Origin of the sequence: Halomonas hibernica, assembly GCF_013183775.1 — a bacterium.
In the GTDB taxonomy this organism is placed as follows: Bacteria; Pseudomonadota; Gammaproteobacteria; order Pseudomonadales; family Halomonadaceae; genus Vreelandella; species Vreelandella citrativorans.
On record NZ_VIFN01000001.1, the window covers coordinates 860657 to 878393 of the forward strand.

General features: G+C 36.5%; 22 protein-coding genes. 4 read left to right on the forward strand and 18 right to left on the reverse strand.

The features are described 5' to 3' along the window. The first annotated feature begins 122 nt into the window (after nucleotides 1-122). The 3 genes from FKN99_RS04075 (at nucleotide 123) to FKN99_RS04085 (ending at nucleotide 3208) form a co-directional block, all read left to right on the forward strand. Nucleotides 123-1640, forward strand: a complete 1518-nt coding sequence (locus FKN99_RS04075; protein WP_172116693.1) for a tyrosine-type recombinase/integrase — start codon at nucleotides 123-125, stop codon at nucleotides 1638-1640. 240 nt (nucleotides 1641-1880) lie between these two features. Then, nucleotides 1881-2516: a histone-like nucleoid-structuring protein, MvaT/MvaU family gene (locus tag FKN99_RS17755; protein ID WP_216657939.1), complete on the forward strand. Its 636-nt coding sequence runs from the start codon at nucleotides 1881-1883 to the stop codon at nucleotides 2514-2516. Nucleotides 2517-2812: 296 nt separating this feature from the next. Further along, nucleotides 2813-3208: a histone-like nucleoid-structuring protein, MvaT/MvaU family gene (locus tag FKN99_RS04085; protein WP_172116694.1), complete on the forward strand. Its 396-nt coding sequence runs from the start codon at nucleotides 2813-2815 to the stop codon at nucleotides 3206-3208. 1291 nt (nucleotides 3209-4499) lie between these two features. Here FKN99_RS04085 and FKN99_RS04090 read toward each other — a convergent pair. The 5 genes from FKN99_RS04090 to FKN99_RS04110 all read right to left on the reverse strand — a co-directional run bounded on the left by FKN99_RS04090 (nucleotide 4500) and on the right by FKN99_RS04110 (nucleotide 8930). After that, complete coding sequence (locus tag FKN99_RS04090; RefSeq protein ID WP_172116695.1) at nucleotides 4500-5411, reverse strand: RepB family plasmid replication initiator protein; 912 nt, start codon at nucleotides 5409-5411, stop codon at nucleotides 4500-4502. Nucleotides 5412-5987: 576 nt separating this feature from the next. Then, on the reverse strand, nucleotides 5988-6416 hold the full coding sequence (locus FKN99_RS04095) for a hypothetical protein (RefSeq protein WP_172116696.1): 429 nt from the start codon (nucleotides 6414-6416) through the stop codon (nucleotides 5988-5990). Beyond that, the gene (locus FKN99_RS04100) at nucleotides 6413-7300 is read right to left on the reverse strand and encodes a hypothetical protein (RefSeq protein WP_172116697.1); all 888 of its coding nucleotides are present in this window, start codon (nucleotides 7298-7300) and stop codon (nucleotides 6413-6415) included. The genes FKN99_RS04095 and FKN99_RS04100 overlap by 4 nt, the downstream gene beginning before the upstream one ends. 398 nt (nucleotides 7301-7698) lie before the next feature. Then, nucleotides 7699-8346 (reverse strand): hypothetical protein, encoded by a 648-nt coding sequence (locus FKN99_RS04105; protein WP_172116698.1) that lies wholly within the window; start codon nucleotides 8344-8346, stop codon nucleotides 7699-7701. A gap of 128 nt (nucleotides 8347-8474) precedes the next feature. Beyond that, nucleotides 8475-8930 carry a hypothetical protein gene (locus tag FKN99_RS04110; RefSeq protein WP_172116699.1) on the reverse strand — a complete coding sequence of 152 codons (456 nt, stop codon included), beginning with the start codon at nucleotides 8928-8930 and terminating at the stop codon, nucleotides 8475-8477. 553 nt (nucleotides 8931-9483) lie between these two features. Between FKN99_RS04110 and FKN99_RS04115 the strand changes: the two genes are divergently transcribed. Next, complete coding sequence (locus tag FKN99_RS04115; RefSeq protein ID WP_085919519.1) at nucleotides 9484-9873, forward strand: hypothetical protein; 390 nt, start codon at nucleotides 9484-9486, stop codon at nucleotides 9871-9873. Between the two features lie 193 nt (nucleotides 9874-10066). On the opposite strand, the gene FKN99_RS04120 is transcribed toward FKN99_RS04115, so the two are convergent. The 13 genes from FKN99_RS04120 to FKN99_RS04175 all read right to left on the reverse strand — a co-directional run bounded on the left by FKN99_RS04120 (nucleotide 10067) and on the right by FKN99_RS04175 (nucleotide 17513). Continuing rightward, nucleotides 10067-11152, reverse strand: a complete 1086-nt coding sequence (locus FKN99_RS04120; RefSeq protein ID WP_172116700.1) for a hypothetical protein — start codon at nucleotides 11150-11152, stop codon at nucleotides 10067-10069. A gap of 244 nt (nucleotides 11153-11396) precedes the next feature. Further along, nucleotides 11397-11771: a hypothetical protein gene (locus FKN99_RS04125; protein WP_085919517.1), complete on the reverse strand. Its 375-nt coding sequence runs from the start codon at nucleotides 11769-11771 to the stop codon at nucleotides 11397-11399. 64 nt (nucleotides 11772-11835) lie between these two features. Beyond that, nucleotides 11836-12540, reverse strand: a complete 705-nt coding sequence (locus FKN99_RS04130; protein ID WP_172116701.1) for a hypothetical protein — start codon at nucleotides 12538-12540, stop codon at nucleotides 11836-11838. A gap of 147 nt (nucleotides 12541-12687) precedes the next feature. After that, entirely contained in the window at nucleotides 12688-12810 is a 123-nt protein-coding gene (locus FKN99_RS17975; protein ID WP_254902972.1) for a hypothetical protein, read from the reverse strand. A 32-nt stretch (nucleotides 12811-12842) separates the two neighbouring features. Then, the gene (locus tag FKN99_RS04135) at nucleotides 12843-13181 is read right to left on the reverse strand and encodes a hypothetical protein (RefSeq protein ID WP_172116702.1); all 339 of its coding nucleotides are present in this window, start codon (nucleotides 13179-13181) and stop codon (nucleotides 12843-12845) included. Nucleotides 13182-13224: 43 nt separating this feature from the next. Then, nucleotides 13225-13512, reverse strand: coding sequence for a hypothetical protein (locus FKN99_RS04140; protein ID WP_085920088.1), 288 nt, complete (start codon nucleotides 13510-13512; stop codon nucleotides 13225-13227). A gap of 60 nt (nucleotides 13513-13572) precedes the next feature. Continuing rightward, nucleotides 13573-13911 (reverse strand): hypothetical protein, encoded by a 339-nt coding sequence (locus FKN99_RS04145; protein ID WP_085920087.1) that lies wholly within the window; start codon nucleotides 13909-13911, stop codon nucleotides 13573-13575. Nucleotides 13912-13997: 86 nt separating this feature from the next. Further along, nucleotides 13998-14195, reverse strand: a complete 198-nt coding sequence (locus FKN99_RS04150; protein ID WP_085920086.1) for a hypothetical protein — start codon at nucleotides 14193-14195, stop codon at nucleotides 13998-14000. A 55-nt stretch (nucleotides 14196-14250) separates the two neighbouring features. Beyond that, a complete protein-coding gene (locus tag FKN99_RS04155) occupies nucleotides 14251-14613 on the reverse strand; it encodes a hypothetical protein (protein ID WP_172116703.1) in 363 nt (120 codons plus the stop codon). Nucleotides 14614-14663: 50 nt separating this feature from the next. After that, nucleotides 14664-15146 (reverse strand): hypothetical protein, encoded by a 483-nt coding sequence (locus FKN99_RS04160; protein WP_172116704.1) that lies wholly within the window; start codon nucleotides 15144-15146, stop codon nucleotides 14664-14666. A gap of 577 nt (nucleotides 15147-15723) precedes the next feature. Beyond that, a complete protein-coding gene (locus FKN99_RS04165; protein ID WP_172116705.1) occupies nucleotides 15724-16728 on the reverse strand; it encodes a DUF4238 domain-containing protein in 1005 nt (334 codons plus the stop codon). A 139-nt stretch (nucleotides 16729-16867) separates the two neighbouring features. Further along, entirely contained in the window at nucleotides 16868-17206 is a 339-nt protein-coding gene (locus tag FKN99_RS04170) for a hypothetical protein (RefSeq protein ID WP_172116706.1), read from the reverse strand. A gap of 43 nt (nucleotides 17207-17249) precedes the next feature. Further along, a complete protein-coding gene (locus tag FKN99_RS04175; RefSeq protein WP_172116707.1) occupies nucleotides 17250-17513 on the reverse strand; it encodes a hypothetical protein in 264 nt (87 codons plus the stop codon). Nucleotides 17514-17737: the final 224 nt, after the last annotated feature.

Here is a 17737-nt window from a genome sequence, read left to right on the forward strand (position 1 = left end):
TGGCGGAGGGACAGGGACCCGAAGATTTAGCAAATAAGCTGTTGAAATGCTTGAATCTAGGGGGTTGTATGCTATTTTGGGACAAATTGTTGGGACAAATTAGCATAACTGAAGGTGTAGGCATGGCAGACAACCTGATTCTGAAAGGATCGACGTGGCACGTAAGGCTTGAGCTACCTGAAGACGTTCGGCCATCTTTTGGCAATCGCAGGAAGCTAACAAAATCGCTCAAGACAGGCAATAAGAACGAAGCTCAAATTCGCAAATTACAATACATATCTGTTTGGAAGGGGCAAATCGAACAAGCTAGGAACGGTAGACCACCTAGCGACTTCGAATTTCATAAATACATGCATCATGAAATGGGCAAAGAAATTAGTGGGTTTGACGAAAAACTCATAATGGATGCTGTCAATGGCATAGCAAATTTCAGTGAAGATGATTTTTACAATGATTATATGAACTGTATTAAAATGGTTGATGCAATGTATGAAAATAAAAAGGATGAAAAAGAAAGTCTGCTAGCAAAACTAGAAGAATATAAAGCAGATCACAAGGAGAAAATATCAGAAATAAATATGGAATTTATTATTGGATTTATCAAATTTAGGGGTAAAATATTTAACGATTTCGATAATTTTTGTAATATAACATATAGTAAATTTAATCAAAAACAATCAGAGGAACTATTAAGCATTATGAAAGAACCTGATAAATACACACCGAAGACAATATTTACTGATAACAGGTTAGAGCTATTTGAGAAACATCAGCTAGAAATAAAAGGGCTAACACCTAAAACAGTAGATGGCTTTAAATCAAAACTTAAAACACTTAGAAAATATCTTGAAGAAAATGAGCTTGATATTAGCTTTGAGAATTTTCATAGCTTCCTTGAGAGCATTGATAAAAGTGTTAAAACCAAAAAGAATTATATAAATGCTGCATCGAATTTCCATAAGTGGGCTTCAAAATATGATGCTGATTATAAATCCCGTTACAATACTAAAGAAAACCCGTTCCTAGGGCACGAATTACCTAAAGAAAGAAAGAAAGGTCAGAAAGTAGTAGAAAACAGGAAAGCCTACACACTCAATGAAATAAGACCTATATACGATTGGTTAATACAAAAAGGTAAAAACCAAGTAGCAAACACTATGAAAATAGCTTTCTACACTGGTTGCCGTATCGAAGAAATTTGTAAGCTAAAACCAGAACATATTATTCTGGAAGATGGTGTGTCCTCTATATATGTAGAGCAAGGCAAAAGTGATGCAAGTATAAGGAAGGTTCCTATACACCCCGCCCTTCTACCGCTTATCAAGCAACTGATAAAAGACGTAGATATACAGGGCTACTTAATACATAGCTCTGGTGGGAATAAATATAGCATCAGATCAGACAATATAAGTAAAGAGTTCGGGCGAGCTAAGACAGCACTAGGCTATGGAATAACACATAATTTCCATAGTGTGCGAAGAACGGTTATCACAACACTACACCATAACAACGTCCCTCCCCTCACCTTGTCATCAATAGTGGGGCATGAAACGGGAACGATTACCTTTGACGTATATAGTGAAGGTGCTAGTGCCAAACAGAAATATGATGCGATAATAACAATACCAAATATATTATAAACAGCCTAGGTAAAACAAAGCCCGCTCTTAATGCGGGCTTTTCTATGGGCGGTATTCACCATTTTCTCTAATTATTAGCATTTAACAAATATTTTTCCAATTACTTATATGAGCTCAACTAAAGGCTAAATAAAAAAGTTATATTTTTATGGTTTATGGGGGCTGCGGCGAATAAATCCGGGTGCTATTATTTAAACATCGGAAGCAAACACAACTTATATAACTGAAAAGGTATTGAAAATGAACTCACTAACTTCTTACTTCAAAAAAGAGCAACAGCTAAAGCAACTTGAAGTTGAACTGAACTCTCTGAAAGAAGATGAATATCTTAAAAAAGCCATTGAATTCAAAAAGAACGTGGAAAAAATGGCGGAAGATTACGGCTTATCTAATGAGTCGGTCTTACAGGTTCTTGTTCCTGGGAAATTCGCTGAAGAAGCTGTAGCTTCGGAGCAAAAGAAAACCCGCAAGCCTCGCAAGCTTAAGGTGTTTAAAAATCCTCACACTGGCGATGTGGTAGAAACTAAGGGTATGAACCATCGTGTGCTGAAAGCTTGGAAGAAAGAATATGGTAGTGAAACCGTCGATAGCTGGTTGGTTGATAACAATGAGCCAAAACAGCAACCACTGAAGGAAGAACCAAAGGTTGAGAAGGAAGTAGCCAAGGAAGAACTAAAGGTAGAGCCCAAGGAAGCACCTAAAGAAGCTCCCAAGGAAGAAAAGGTAGATCCAGTTGAGGCCAAGAAAGATACCCCTACTGAACCTACCAAGGCACTTAACACTAAGGCTGCCAAGCGAGAGCTACCTGTAAAGCCACTCGGTAATAACAAGCCAAAATTCCAATACACACCGCCATCTAAAAAAGCCAACCGTTGAGAGCAACGATGAAGTATGAAAGCCCGCCATAGTGCGGGCTTTGTTGCATCCCCTGCCCTATTACTACCTACCACTTACACCTTATCGCTGAAATGAAAACGTATATATTTCACAAAATGTTTCTGAGAACCCTATTTTCAATAACCATTTATTGATTTGAAATTATCATGGATGTTATAGGTTATATTTAATTTAAAAATCCCTAGTTGTAGTCTAAAATATTTGCATCGTTAAAATCTCGGTGATATTATTCGGTTTGTTCGCAACAAAATATTATTGAATTCAAGGGAAAGAATATGTCTTCTAGATTGAAAAAATATCAAGAAACAGAAAGAATGATGAAGCAGTTGCAGGAAGAACTTCTTGCAATGGAGAGCGACACCGAACTCAAGCAAGAAATGGAATTCAAAGAGAAGCTTGAAGCTTTGATGGCAGAATTCGGTGTAGCAGATAAAACGGTTCTTCAAATTATCGCACCTGAAAAATACCTTCAGTCACAAGGTCAAACCAGCACCAAGCCTCGTAAGGTCCGTAAGCTGAAGGTTTATAAAAATCCGCATACGGGCGAAGTGATTGAGACTCGGGGCGGAAATCATAAAGGGCTCAAAGCTCTCAAAGATGAACACGGTGCTGAAGTAGTTGAGGGCTGGCTCATCAATGATGATGCTGATAACAAGAAGACAGAAGCTTAAGCTCCCCCTCTTGTAAGCAAAGAAAAGCCCGCTTCTGAGCGGGCTTTATTGTTTCTGGCATCCTACTACCTAAAACCTCTTTGAATGCCTCCTTGGTGGCTTATAGAGCTAAGGAGTCCTGCTGTGTAACGGTGTTACCACTAGTGTCAGTAGCCACAATATCAACAATCAAACTATCGGTATCTGTATACTGCTTGATAAGATCGATATTGCCTGTCGATATTTGAACAACATTACTGAAATTGCTACTACTGTTAACAGTGTTTGAAATAATCATATTACTGTCATTAAAAAAATTTCCATTTAATATTATTTTTAATAATTTAAATAACGGCTCCATATATAATAAAGGTTGAAAATAAGATATCTAACATAAGCCGTCTAAAAGCTTCTGTATGCTTCCTAAATCTAGAACCTAGCCAACCCCTACCCTACACTGTGAAAGCTACTAGAAAGGCATATTGAGCCACATAGTTAATCACAGAAATGGAACGGCATACAGTTAAAGCCATTACCTCTAAAGGAATAAAATAATCCTATGCTCAATAGCTCGTTTGCGAAGCAAACCAAAACAAGACAGCTACAACCTCAATACAAAATACTCATCCACCAAAGAAACTAATCACTCCTTTCTTCAATAGCCAGTTTGCGAAGCAAACCAAACATACTCATTCAAGCGATAAAGTAAAATAAAGATACTGAATAATTAAATACTCCTTTTCGCTCGCAAGCTCGCTAGATATTGAATATGAGATTATTGAATTGCTGTAGTGTTTAGCTAGTAGTAACTGTTTATATGTTCGCCATTCAATAAGCTGATAACAAAGTAGCCACTTTGACGGTCACATATTTTTTAAGCATGACAAAAAGTAGACTAAAGTTATGAGCCAGAAATTGTGTATTAAAAATAGAACACTTTCAGAACGGTTTTTTGGAAATAGAATTTATCGTCTGTAGGGTCTTCTTAGAATGGTATATATTTTACGAACGAAAAAAACAGCCTCAAAGCTTTTCCTAAGTAAATAATAAGTTCATAAGAAGACTTTATTTTATTATGTTATTTTTAACGAAGAAATACATGACATAAAACATAAAAGAGAACTTTGGAGGTGGTCACCTTGTCGGGTCGTTTTTTTAAAAAGGTGGTCAGCTTGTCGGTTATTTAAGGCATATAATTTTTGAAAGTGGTCAGCTTGTCGGGTCTTTTTTTATACCAAGGTGGTCAGCTTGTCGGGTAATAGAAACAAATAAAGCCACTACATTAGTGGCTTTGCTCATTACCGCTTTTAATCTATTTATTGATTTTCCAGTCTACATTGAATACAAGTTTCTCACCTGTTCCATACGTTTGAATATTCCAATCTACATAGTCATTCAATTTTTCTAATAATTTTTTATACTTCTTTCTAGTATGCTTATCAATGTCATCTGTATTTTCTTCTAAAACCTTAATCACTCTATCTAAGTTAAAATGCTGGTCTTCGCCTCTATTTACTCTTGCAATAATAAAATCGTAGAGAGCTAAAGCTCTTTCATTTCGTATGAAATTCTTTTTTACTGACAAATCTATTAAAGTAAACTGAGCTGTTAAAGCATTTGTAAACATAGAATTTATGGTTAACTTTAACTTTCCATTTCCATTATTATAATCGTATTTTAAAAACAATTCATTATGTCCTTTTTCAAATTCTTCATTTTCATATAACTCTGGAATATGTATTTCGTGTGTAATTCTACCTAGCCTCAATAAAGATCTTTTTAGAGCTTTCCTACTATTTAAGCTATCACCTAGTCCTGCTTTCATTAGTATTTCATAGTAAGATGTATAAAACTCTATTTGACTACCATATCCGAAAGAATTTCTTATTTCTGGATTATCTTCAGCAAAATTATTAAAAGCTTCTCTAGACTCTTCATCAACAAAAGCCTTATTTACAATAACTTCATCCCCATACTTAGCTAACCTATTACCCGCAACACTTAATATCGCCTGCAAATAGAGCATATCTTTATGAGTTGGTTTTTCTCGTGCTGAAAAGATATGCAATAAGCTATTTACAACTTTTTTAGTAAAAAGTGTTGGTCTTTGTTTTTCTCCTGTAATATATAGTGAACTTATTCCAGATAACATACTGGCCCTCTCTTGTTTGGCATAATTACCTATTAAAAAATTTGTATTTTGTTTTCTTTGAACTTTAGTCATTGTATTCCCCTTCCTTTGTTTTCTCTTCCTCAACTTCCTTGTTGAGTCTTTTTATTTTTTTAAATTATACCACATCGTATCTTCTAGCACTTTTGGTATATAGGCTTGTTGGTATTAAGCTGTAATAACTATTATATAATATATTATTTAATAAGTCAATTAAATATTTGATAGAAAGTTTGACTTTTTATCATTTTTTGAAGTTTAAAAGACTATTTTGGATATACTGCTACAACATTATAGGTATCTTTTTCATTTTATATAAACTGGAAAAAAGGCATGGTAAAATATATTTTTTATTTAATAAGAGAGAAAAATGGATTTTGATATAAAAAGAAGGAACGATATAAAGAAAGCAGTGCTTACCGAAGTTGCGGTGGGCACTGCTATCTTTCTATTCGGCACAGCGATAACACTCTACAATTACCATCAACACAATTATTTTAACGGCTTTGTGTTTTATGGGTTATCCCTTATAGCTTCACTGAGCCTTTATAAGATAGGGTATATATTTTACAAAAATAGAAAAGCTTAAAAACAAGAAACCGTCATGCAGGCGGTTTTATTATTTAGTCACTATTTAAGCATTGCATTTTGTTGGGAATTCTTCAGGGCTAGTATCTTCATTTTGATAACAACCATTTTACTCTTAATATCGGTGGCATCCTGTCCATATTTAACTTTCTTGTAATTGATTATTTTATACTCGTTTTCCTTGTCTCGAATTTCCTTCATCTTGTCGGCAAGCTCATAAAATTCAGGGGTAGCTTCTCTAACCGCATCCATCACACTATCAAGCTCTTGTGTTTTGGCGACAAGGTAGGACTGGTGAAGATCCGTCATGGTCTTTATCATGGCGGTAAGGTCACTCATGATAGGAGAACCCTTGTATTCATTGTCGCCAAGCTGGTTAGCTCTTAGATACCCCTTCTTCTGCCTGTAGACCCTACAAAGCTGGCTCACCTGCTGTTCTTTGCGGTCAAAGTGGTCGTATCTACCTTTCATTCCGCTTCTCCTTGATTCTTCAACCTGTCAGCCATTGATTGGAATTTTACCTTCACATCCTCGCTCTCTCGCCTAGCGAAAACAGGGATATCGAACAAGTCAGTTAAGCTTTCCTCTTTCGCTTCCTGGGGCTTCTGTGGCTCGTCTATCGCCTTGGTGGTAGGTTGGCCTACCCTATCCTCTTCCGTGGCTTCTACTGGCTTTAGTGTCGCCCCCTGCCTACCAGCTTCGATGTAAGGTAGGTCATCCTCTGGCTGGGGTGCTTTCTTACCACTTCCCTCATGAATACCAGACATTCCTTCATCAATAACTTTGTTGACACCAAAATGAGCTATTGAAGCGATATACTCTGCTCTCTTATCAGGGGAAGTGATTAAATTCACCTGCATGGTGTGTTTCATATACCTTTCACTGAAAATCTCGGAAAGATATTTAGGAAGGTTAATCCTCTTCTCTTTCTTGATGGTGGCAAAAATCTCTATCGCAAATATCAAGTCAAAAATAGGATGGTCTTCTTGTAGGTGGTTGGTATCCATATTCTTACGGATGTGAGACACAATCTCTTCAGCACCATTGAAAGATAGCTCCACCTTTTCCCTTACAGGGTCGTAGCTCGCACCTTTGAAGATAATCGCTTTGGCATAGTCTCTTGTTAGCAAAAGAATGTCTCGCCTTACTACTCGAAGCACATTGCTAACATTCTTGTTTCTTTTGTAGTCGTAGTCCTCAACTTTAAATCTTCTCTGGTATTCCTTCCAACAAAGCTTATTCAAACCCTGCTTCGTGATACCAAGCTTCTCCATATCCGCTTTTTGTAGCGAAGAGAGCTTAACCTTACTTTCCTTCTGCTTTTTATAGAATTCCTGAATTCCTTTCGCAACCATAACTTTCTCCTTATTGTTGATGGATATTATATCACACACTAAAATAAAGATCATCTTACTGAATAGAAAACAGGATTAGTAAAATAAAATTGCACGAAAAGTGTTAACAAAGGAAGATAATTAAAATATTACTTTAATTATTAAATAAAAGTAATGTATATTAAGATTATAACTTTAGCATTTGGGGTGAGTTAAAGTTTTAAGTAAGACACAGGAGTTGCTGCTCCTGTGTCTTAATAGGAAAAGAAGTAGTTGTTTTCTCCTATAATTGTTGTTATCCCCTTTTTAGCAAAAGGATTTGCTACCCAAGGATGGGATTTAAAGTAAATGATTTACTTAAAAGGAATTTAAAGAAGGGGTTGCCTTCACTGGAAACGGTGAAGGCTTTTTTATTGCCATCAACCAAAGAGATCGCCTGTATTCCCTTGATAGTCGATAAGTAAACCTTTCCTGAACTCATCCACACTTAGCTTCCCTTCTTCATTTATCTGCCAAGCCCCTAGATTTCTCTCAATAGGTTCATTGAAAAGCGAATGCGGGGATAGCTTCTTGATACATGCTATTAAGTCTTTCTTTTCGCTCTCATCCCTTGCTAGCAATTCAGCGATACTATCAGCATCGTTGTCATCAATACCAAAATAGCTGATATAGGTAGAAAGGCTTAGTGTCCTGCCCTGCTTGGCATAGTCATTCATAAAATAGTTGAAGGCTTTGTCAGCAATTTTATCGAAGACAATAGGGGTATACATCGCTGACTGGTGTTCGCTACCACCCTTAAATCTCAAGGTGAACAGAATTTTGTTGAACAGCGGTGTGTTGTCTTCCTTGTCTATGCTGTCTTCACCAAAGGGGTTGCGGAAGAACCTACGGCCATCATCGAGCAGGTCAAGGAAGATGAAGTATTCCAGGCCATGAAAATTGACGGCAACCTTGAGGGTGTAGAGATCGCCAGAACATTCATCGGTCTGGATTAGCTCGGGCTTGGGGTGCCTAGGGCTTCCAACCACCACCGCCTCCATAATGTCTAGCACATCCATATAGTCCATCACCCGCCTGCCGTTGTTGTAAGCCTCTATGCTGGTCGCAGAAGGATACCATAGGCCATCCCCTAGTAAGCCTCTACCGTGGCTCCTAGGGTGGTTCTAGACAGCTTGTATCTGTGCTGGTGGGTAGGTTAACCAGCCATCTTTATGGCTAGCTTGTCGTCAAAGTGGACCTGGATCTTCTCCTGCACCCTGAAGAGAGCTTCCTGTACCGCTTCCTTCACCGCTGGCTCTGGTAGATCTCCGTTGTTGACTTCAATATAAAGGTTCTTCACAGCCTCGATGAAAGCCTTGTTGTCGGCTGTGAACCTGATCGTATCAAGGGATAGGTCGTAGGAGGTATCAAGGTCAGCATACAGCACCACCTCTTCACTACTCACCTTGTAGGCATCCAGTAGCACCGTGTATTCGACTGAATTGAAGTCAATGCGGGTTTTGAATACTCGCTCCATTGAAGTCTTGCCCTGCCCTTTCTTTTTGAGAATAGAACCTTCTATGATGCTCAAGCCTGAAAGCACTTGCTCAATCATCGAAGCTTTCTTCTCAACTCGGTCTAATATCAAAGTTTCGTATGTTGTTTCTGTCATTGTTTTCTCCTAGATTATTATTCTTGTTGTTGATATTATATCACACAGACATAAAAAATGCTTGGCAACATCAATCGTCAAATATTCACATTCAATAACTAATTTTATCATTTAATAAGAGAACTATTTTTTAAACTGGCTCTCTGTTAAGCCCACTACATCAACCTTGAATTCCTTATCACTTTCTTTGAAGTGAATCAGTGACAGTGGTTGAGCCGTCATTGAAAGCAAAGCAGTAATGTTTGATTTTAACTTCTAAGCTATTGATAGAGTATTTCTGCTTTATAAGATAGTGTGTGCGATCACCTGACTTTGTAGTATTTAGGATAACTGGACTGTTTCTTTTTTTGATTTCAAAACTGGACATACAAACCTCTTAGACATTTGAATACATATAACCACTATGAAAGCACACTTATTTTTTTGTTTGAAAAATAGTGAAAAGTTAAATTTGAAAATGGTATTAGAAAATTTCTTATCCTAGTTGTTAGGGGGCTGCATTGATTTAATAGCCGATCTATAATTGAGACACAAACATCAAGGGAGTTAAAATATGGAACATCTTGAACAAGAACAGCTTCACCATAAAGAGATTGCTACTACCATTTTAAATCAGTTTGGTGGTCACATGGCACTCAAGTTGATTGGTGGCAAGCCTGCTATGGGTGCCAGCGATGGAAATAAAAATTCAGTCGTTTCAGTGGGCAATGAGGGAGATACGGTAGTTGATATCAAGTTTGAAGGAACAGCGAACGAAATTGAAGGTGTTCACCCTAATGTCGTGCGGATCATCTACTGCCTTAGCTCTGATACCTACCGTATGATTTTCTTCCGTGCGGTGGAGAATACGGCGGTTGTTCTCAAAGAGTTTGATGATGTCTATTGCGATATGCTCCAAAGCCTCTTTGAAGACACTACAGGGCTTTTCCTCTACTTCAAGTGATCTACCCTACCAGCCAAAAAAAATGCCTAGCTGGGGAAGCTAGGCGAATCTGACAAGGGGAGTCAGATCAGTTGGGAACTGAGTTCGGGATTTTACCAAACTGCCTAGCACTGTCAAGATATACAGCATAAAGCCCGATATATCAGCGGGCTTACTTTTGTGCGAAAAGGACTACTTTCTTGTAAGATATTTCTTACATACCTAGGTTTTTATTTACTGCCTGCTTCTTCTCCCCCATCTTCGCTTCTATAATCCCTTTCTCAATACCTTCTTTTAAGCCTAACTCAATATCCTCGAAATTAAAGTTCTTTGAGACAATATCAGCACCATACCCTTCAATAACCTTGTTTTTAAATGCTGTGTTGTCTTTGCTGTCAGTATCCAAGCTACTCATATCGACAAAATAGACACTGCTTTCATTTCCAGTGCCTTTTTCTGCTTGAAGGTTGAGTATATATTTTTCATCTTGATAGTTAACGGTAGTGATACAGTTATAACCGCCTTCATCGTTTTTGACTGTTTTAACCTTATCAACCTCAATACCAGTAATGCCAAAATATTCAGTCGCTAGTTCGTGTTCTTCATTCGTCATTCTGGGAGTAATGAAAAAAAGGCGATCATTGATAGTATTGTTGACTTGAGAAAGTATGTAATCAATCTGTTCTTGATTGAAGCTCTCTTTAAGTGTGTCGCCGTGCTGTTGTAAGAAATACTCTTTTTTAAAGTGTGATTCGTTATCACCTACGTTGTATTCTAACTCTAAGTGTTTATCTGGTTGCTGAACAGATACAGTGAAGTGAATAGATGTTGAATCAACTTCTTTTAAATAGGTTTCTCCTGTTTCTTCACAAAACACTTCAAGTCCATCTTTCCTTCCGTCAAAAAGCTCATTCCACTGCTCCATACTGAAGTCTTGAAAATCGCTTCGTATGAAGTTGTTGAAGCTCCATTCTGCTCTTTCCCTAACAGTATCTAAAATCGCTTCAGGGCTTGTTTTGGCTAGCTCTGATACCTTATTAAAGAAGTCTCTATCTTGAACTATCAAGTCTTCATTGTATGTTTTGATTTTGCCTGTATCGTTAAACTCAACTTCAAGCTTTGTGTGGTGTGTCTCGTATGGATCTTCGTGTCCTAGTTCTTCCGCTGTTTCAGAAAGCTTATTTGATAGGTATACATTTAATGTATTCTTATCAGATAGTGTATCGTCTTGAATAGTCGTTACTATCTGATACCCGCTATCTTCTAGAAAGCTTTTTAAATTTAATAATTGTTTCTCCATTTTTTTCTCCTGTTTATTGTTAGTCTATATATTATACCATTGTTAGAACATTAAGTTCCTCGTTGTTTTTTCGCTCGCAAGCGAGCTAGGTATTGAATGTGGGGATATTGGCTTTCTGTGTGGCTTTAGGAAGGCTCTGTGAGTTGTTCTAGTTCAAAGTGGTGTCACTTCCTTAACCTCAATCGTAGCTCCTATATTGCTTTTAGGCGGATAGAAAAAGCCCGCTGTGGTAGCGGGCTGGTGGTCACATCGAGAATCTTTGTCCTTTCTGCTTCTTGTGGTGCTTAGAGATCTGACTATTAAAGCCTTTCTCTATATCTCCATGAACAGCTTTCATAATTTTCTCAAGGTCTGGTCTAGTATCAGCTTGAAGCTCTAACTCTTTATGAAGCCTGTCTTCTATAATTACAGCAATACTTTCTATAAATACATTTGTGTCCCTAAACATCGAATGGGCTGTATTTGAAAAGTGGTTAGATATATCTTGAACCAACTTAAAATCAAAAGAACCATCGTTTAACGGTAGCCTTAGCTCCAAGTCACCTTTTTGAGTTCTGAATGTTGTTTTAACTGCATCCTTTGTAGCTTTATTGATTTTGATTTCAAATTCTTTTTCCACTGTATTCTCCTTATTGTTGTCAAAAAAAAACCCGCACCATCGCGGGCTTTATCTACTGCTTGGTTTACATGGACATTCCAAAGCCTTTACTTTTTTTCTGTTTCTGCTTCGGTTCTTCTGGTATTTGGTCATGCTCAAGCCTTGTGTCAATTTTCTTTTCAAGAATATCTAAAACTGCTTCAGTTGCTTTCAAGCCATAACCTTCTTCATAAGCCTTTTCACCATAAAGAGCTTTAATATCGTTCTCTACTGCTTCTTTGATTTCTTTGTTTGTGCCATCGAAACCACCAGCTATATCATATGAATCACCATCTTTTGATACAATATATTCACCATCTTCGTCTTTGGCAAGGTTCAATACAGCTTGGTATTGTTTACCGTCAACATCAATATCTAACTCATAAATAGCGAAGCCTTCTTTCTCAAACTCATTTATGAAAGCACTTTCTATTTTCGGTGTGATATTGTTCTCGACTGCATTGAAACGAACGTGACTAGGTAAATCATCACCGATATTTTCTAAAAGTCTTTCTGCTCTATAAGTAGCCCTTTCAGAACCACCGTGGGTAAACACTTCTGAAGCTTGATTTATAACATCAAGGGCTGGTGTTTCAATTTCTACATACTCATTGAATTCAAGATTCACTCTACCCTCTGCTAACTTTTCATCTGTTAACGTATCCACGTAAGCTATATCTGCTCCAATCTGTTTACCTGTAATTGAGACAAACTTATCTAAATCATACTGTATTCTAAATCTATCTATCATAATTATTCTCCTATATTATTTTGGTTATTTATTAAACAACTTTAACCTTTAAAAGTTCCTTAATTATTGTTTATATTGTCGCTATAATATTTTTACTTATAAAATCAATATAACTTAATTATTAAACACTGTTAAAGAACTTTAAAGTTAATCTTTATTGTCTTCAAAAGAGATATCTTCATCAGCATCATCAAGCATCTTTCTTCTAGTTTCTTCGTCTATTTGTGCTATATCATGCCTCTTTAGCCAGTCTTCAAAATTTTCGCTCATATAGTAGCTCTCCTTTTTGTATGATATATTTTTTATAGGTTAATTTTTAAATGCTTACTCAATGAAGCTAAAGCAACACTCTTCAATAGTTGCTTAAATTCTTCTCTGTTTTTGCTTGCAATATAGTTAGCTCGGTTTCCTTCATAACTAATCACACGTATAGAATCATCATCATTATCATGGGAACACCTGAATACATCTGTTTTTAAAGACGTTGTTAAAACAACACCACTACTAGCAACATCACTTTCTTGAAGTTTTATTATATTTAAAATTCTTAGATATACATCTAAATCAATCTTTGCGAGCTCATTTATGTGTAACATGTATATAAAACCTTTCTTATATCTTTTTAGAAAACTGTTCGTCATATTTTTCTCCTTTTTTATATCTTCAATTTGATGGTTATACTTTCTATTCAGCGAAACGAATTCCTAACTGCTGTGTCACCATATCCCCGTAAACACAATTTTCAGCTATATAAATCGCTTCCTTTTTATCATCTTCACCTATGAAGTGGTTAGTTAAATCAAGTATCATTTTTTTAGGTAAAACATCGTGAGACTGTGGCACTCGATATAAACCTAACCAAATACTCAACTTGATTTCTCTGCTTTCACCTCCGTAAGTAACGATTACGGTTCTTTCATCTTTGAAAACAACTTTCGCTTCGTTAACAAACTCATAAACTTCATCTTCCATATTATTCTCCTTATTTTTGGGCTCCAGCGGAATTACTGAAGCCCACTCGCTAAGTATTTATTAAACTTGTACTTCTTCTACTGACTCAATAGCTTCTAACATTAAATCTTCAATCTTACTTGATGCCTTATCCATAACAGCTAAATAAAGCAATAAAGATACATTGTCTTTATCAATATCCTCATCTAGCAATTTATCTAAGCAACCACCTTTAGCATATTTAAAATTATAAGTGTCATCTTGGCTACATACTTCCATTTCCATATGTTCTTTGTTGAGCAAGAATTTAATAACTGTAATAGAACTCTTTACATCCATATCTTCAATTTCTATTTTATTTTTTAAAAATGCAATTACCACATCACTCATATTATTACGTTGTTTTACTTTAAAATTCATAGTTATTCTCCTTTTTTAGACAAAGCTTCTCTATTAGCTTTAACGGAATTGTTAAAACTATTATATTACTTTTAATATTTAAATAATTATGCTGCTTCTACATTCAAGGCAAGTTTAGAACACACTGCTTCAAATATTTTATCTGATAACTCTCTATGCTTAACACGGCAAGCAATTACTAGTTTTAAGTGATGGACACTAACATTTTTATAATAATATTCATCAATAATAAAATCTGAAGTAAAATCAACAAACCATTCCTCTTTTTCTTTATTTTTTGTCATAGCCTCTCCTTTTATGAAGGTAGCTAAATACCACCTTCTTTATTTTTAAATTTAATTATTCAAAATCTTCTTCTGTAAGACTAGCTGCATTGATATACCCTTCAATTTCAATCATTAGAAATTGATTAAGCTCTGTTCTAATAAACACCTGCTCATCTTCATTGAGAACCTTATTTTCTTTGGCTTCAATCTGCTGAACTAAATAGTCAATAAACGACTCAAAATCGCCCTCTACTGGCTCTTCCCGCTTGATAGTAGTCACTGAATCCCCGAAACCACCTTTCCTACTAGAAGCATATAATAAGCGGTATTCTTTACCCTCTGAATTTATGACAATAACAACATCATTACCATAATCGTGAGCTTCAGTAATCATACCTTTAATTAAATCTGGATATTTTTTCTTAATTACATTCATTCATTTCTCCTTTTAGAGTTTTAAGTAAGTCTATTTTTCTAATTCAGCCATTAAGCTCGGATGGTCTGCCCTTTTTTACTGAACTGCTCTTCCACCCGCTTCTTCTCAATATGCTTCTCAAGGAAGTTGAAGCCAACCTCAATGATATTTTTTAGTAGCTTAAATAACTCAAGCTCTTTATCTTCCCCTGTATCTATTTTTGACTTCAATTTGTTGATGGCAATATAGCTGTAATCGCTATCAATTAAGGTCAATGTTCTAAACGTAAAGAAACTATAATTCTCGATATCATTAGGCGGTCTTATAACCACTTTAAATGGATCTCTTATAAAGCCTAGTATTTTATTAGGGTCAATAGTTATTTCAAAAATACCGTCTTCATTGATATCTTCATACTTATCATAAGCATAATCACCGCCTAATATGTCTTCTAAACGGATCGTATGCGGGTTGCCATCAATGACAAACTTTATATTGATATCAAACATGAACTTTCTAGGTTCCGCTATTTCAATCTCATAATCTAATTCCATATATCCTCTGCCCGTATGTCGTTGAACTGGGGAGCATTAAAGCCTTTCCAAAACTAAAAGTCAATTTCGTGAAACGGTTACTTTTTGATCTGTCAAGCCCTAAAAAGCACTTTTTTAAGGAAGCCGCGCGGATTTTGATACCATGTTTATTGATATCAATTACTTAGCGGTTTATATTTTTACGAAATAAAATGCATGATCGTTATTAACTATCGTAAAATCGATAGTCGATCATAAATTACAATCGAAAAAGGTGTTTTTTATATTGATTTGGTGGAAATAAGGGAGTATTGCGTATGTAGGTGAGCTATACAGGGTCATGGACCTTCTTCCTGTATATCGCCGTGAAGGCTTCTAAAAGCCTCTCTAAGCTCTTGTATGGCTAGCGAAGGGTAAGGCTTAGGGGATGGTGAGAAATTGGCTTCAGTAAGCCTTATGAATTGATCATTTTTTAACCAAACCGTTGCTTAATGCATAAAGCCTATTGATTTTCATTATTCGATAACTGAGAGCTATTAGGGAGCCAGGTTGGATCTGAATGATGCCCGCCTTCACTTTGCTCTCTTTTTCTGATGATCTACGTGTCACTACCTAGCTGTTCCCTAATTTTTTGATTCCAGCTACCTACATATTTTCGGTAGGGCTTCAGGGAGCCTTCACTGTTTGAAATGATATTGACATTCGCTAGCTTCGCTATTTTTGTATTCATCTCTTCAATCACGTCTTCCGTCACAGAAACCTTCCCACTTGGGAAACGATCTGACTTGTTAATCATATAGGCCACTTTAGGCGATAGTGGGAAATAGTGGTCACACTCATGCTCTTCAGGTGGCTTTACAATGTCATGGGTTTTTCTGTATGCATTTATAACTGGCTGGTCAGACGTTATAAATGGAATATCCGTGTTGTTAATTAGCAGGCAGTGATTATCACTTTTCCTATCAAGATACAATGAACGACCAACATTCAGTCCAAGCATATAGCTAACAAACCACCAGCTTTCTTGTAATATACGTGCATATCTTCCCTCTACACTATCTTCTTTAGCTTTATAAAGAAAAGCATTATCTTTCATAGTTTTTGTTCTGGTCATTTGATGTGCATAGAATATCAAGAAATTCATCATTCTATCCTTATCTTCTAATACCGATAAATCCCCTTCAATAAGCCTATCAAGAATATGCTTTACTTCATTTTCATGTGCAGTATGTAAGTTTTCAATGCCATTACTTTTAAAAGCTTTTAACTCTTGCTCAACTTCATCGTCTAAAATATTGTTACTATCAACATATCCTTCTATGCGATTAAATATAATAAAATCGCTCAAATATGACATATGAAGTCTTTTTAAATCTTCATCTGCATCACCTAAAAATCCCTTAATAACCTCAAGATGGGTTTTAGTTAATTTTCCTACTTGGTAAAAATCCTGAGCGACAGCTACATTTCTAACACTATCAAAAACGATAGTTTTATTTTTGGTAGTGAAATAGATATCACGATTATTAGTTGACCACTTCTTCATGTAATAAGCCCATACAAAATGATGGTTTCTCTTTGCCTGAAGTCGTTTACTGCTCATAATGACCATCTACCCAAGTGAATGCATAACCTAATCATACCAGCAATGAGCTAGCCTGTAGCGAAGAGAGCTAGGCTACTGTGTCTGATACAACCAGACGACAGAAAGCCCGCTACCAGCGAGCTTTCTTATCTATCCGTTAGGCTCGCATCAGGTGGTGTTCCCTGTAAGCTTCCTCCAGGGCTTCCACGAAGGCGGTAGCCACTAGGTCAACCATCTTGATGAAGTCCTGCTGTGATAGGTTCTCGAAGCGGAGGGCATCACTGGCACTGGCCGTAACGTCTTCGATGAAGCCAACGGCTTTCTTCTTGAAAGCAACAAGGTCTTTGTTCTCAACCTCTCGCACCTTCAGGACTCGATTGAATACCGCACCTTCAAAGGTAATCTGGAATTCAATGTAGTTGCCTTCAATGCTGTTGATATCAACGAACCAAGAGTTGCTAGCAAGAACGGAGTAAACCTTGTTTTCAATATTCATCGCTGTTCCCTGCTTATAGTCGCCCTTTCGGGCGACCTCTTATTTAAAGATGAAAGGTGTTAATGACTTCCTCAATGGGTAAAGGCATTACCGCTGAATAACCTGAACCATCAATGACATTCGTTTCTTCAGCCATGTGTCCGATAGCATCGAACTTCTCAAGAAAGATAATCTCAACCTTGGCACCAGTCTTCTCTCTGGCCTGCTCTTCTGTTGTGTAGGTGGTGACTGATTGAAGCTTGTTGCTATCAACCTGTGAGAAAGTCTGGAAGATATGCTTCTGGTTATCGTTGTGAACAATAAACATCGTTGCTCTCTCTTCGTTGTGTATAAATATATTATATCACTTACTATAAAGAGATCCAATAAATAGATAATTTAATTTGGAATATATAGAGCTAACGGATATAACTTAAATAACACGACATTTCTTCCTTCAATAACTAAGGTAGCGAAGCTACCGCATAAAAAAGGTGTGGAACTATGCCACACCTTGATTACTTTTATTTCTTTCGGTGATTTTCAATTGAA

Coding starts and splice junctions, on each gene's coding strand:
- FKN99_RS04100 (WP_172116697.1), bottom strand. CDS start 7,300: ATGGTTGCGAAAGGAATTCAGGAATTCTATAAAAAGCAGAAGGAAAGT.
- FKN99_RS04115 (WP_085919519.1), top strand. CDS start 9,484: ATGGAACATCTTGAACAAGAACAGCTTCACCATAAAGAGATTGCTACT.
- FKN99_RS04120 (WP_172116700.1), bottom strand. CDS start 11,152: ATGGAGAAACAATTATTAAATTTAAAAAGCTTTCTAGAAGATAGCGGG.
- FKN99_RS04105 (WP_172116698.1), bottom strand. CDS start 8,346: ATGGACTATATGGATGTGCTAGACATTATGGAGGCGGTGGTGGTTGGA.
- FKN99_RS04160 (WP_172116704.1), bottom strand. CDS start 15,146: ATGGAATTAGATTATGAGATTGAAATAGCGGAACCTAGAAAGTTCATG.
- FKN99_RS04090 (WP_172116695.1), bottom strand. CDS start 5,411: ATGACTAAAGTTCAAAGAAAACAAAATACAAATTTTTTAATAGGTAAT.
- FKN99_RS04170 (WP_172116706.1), bottom strand. CDS start 17,206: ATGAATATTGAAAACAAGGTTTACTCCGTTCTTGCTAGCAACTCTTGG.
- FKN99_RS04175 (WP_172116707.1), bottom strand. CDS start 17,513: ATGTTTATTGTTCACAACGATAACCAGAAGCATATCTTCCAGACTTTC.
- FKN99_RS04145 (WP_085920087.1), bottom strand. CDS start 13,911: ATGAATTTTAAAGTAAAACAACGTAATAATATGAGTGATGTGGTAATT.
- FKN99_RS04095 (WP_172116696.1), bottom strand. CDS start 6,416: ATGAAAGGTAGATACGACCACTTTGACCGCAAAGAACAGCAGGTGAGC.
- FKN99_RS04110 (WP_172116699.1), bottom strand. CDS start 8,930: ATGACAGAAACAACATACGAAACTTTGATATTAGACCGAGTTGAGAAG.
- FKN99_RS04130 (WP_172116701.1), bottom strand. CDS start 12,540: ATGATAGATAGATTTAGAATACAGTATGATTTAGATAAGTTTGTCTCA.
- FKN99_RS04135 (WP_172116702.1), bottom strand. CDS start 13,181: ATGACGAACAGTTTTCTAAAAAGATATAAGAAAGGTTTTATATACATG.
- FKN99_RS04155 (WP_172116703.1), bottom strand. CDS start 14,613: ATGAATGTAATTAAGAAAAAATATCCAGATTTAATTAAAGGTATGATT.
- FKN99_RS04165 (WP_172116705.1), bottom strand. CDS start 16,728: ATGAGCAGTAAACGACTTCAGGCAAAGAGAAACCATCATTTTGTATGG.
- FKN99_RS17975 (WP_254902972.1), bottom strand. CDS start 12,810: ATGAGCGAAAATTTTGAAGACTGGCTAAAGAGGCATGATATAGCACAA.
- FKN99_RS04140 (WP_085920088.1), bottom strand. CDS start 13,512: ATGGAAGATGAAGTTTATGAGTTTGTTAACGAAGCGAAAGTTGTTTTC.
- FKN99_RS04085 (WP_172116694.1), top strand. CDS start 2,813: ATGTCTTCTAGATTGAAAAAATATCAAGAAACAGAAAGAATGATGAAG.
- FKN99_RS04075 (WP_172116693.1), top strand. CDS start 123: ATGGCAGACAACCTGATTCTGAAAGGATCGACGTGGCACGTAAGGCTT.
- FKN99_RS17755 (WP_216657939.1), top strand. CDS start 1,881: ATGAACTCACTAACTTCTTACTTCAAAAAAGAGCAACAGCTAAAGCAA.
- FKN99_RS04150 (WP_085920086.1), bottom strand. CDS start 14,195: ATGACAAAAAATAAAGAAAAAGAGGAATGGTTTGTTGATTTTACTTCA.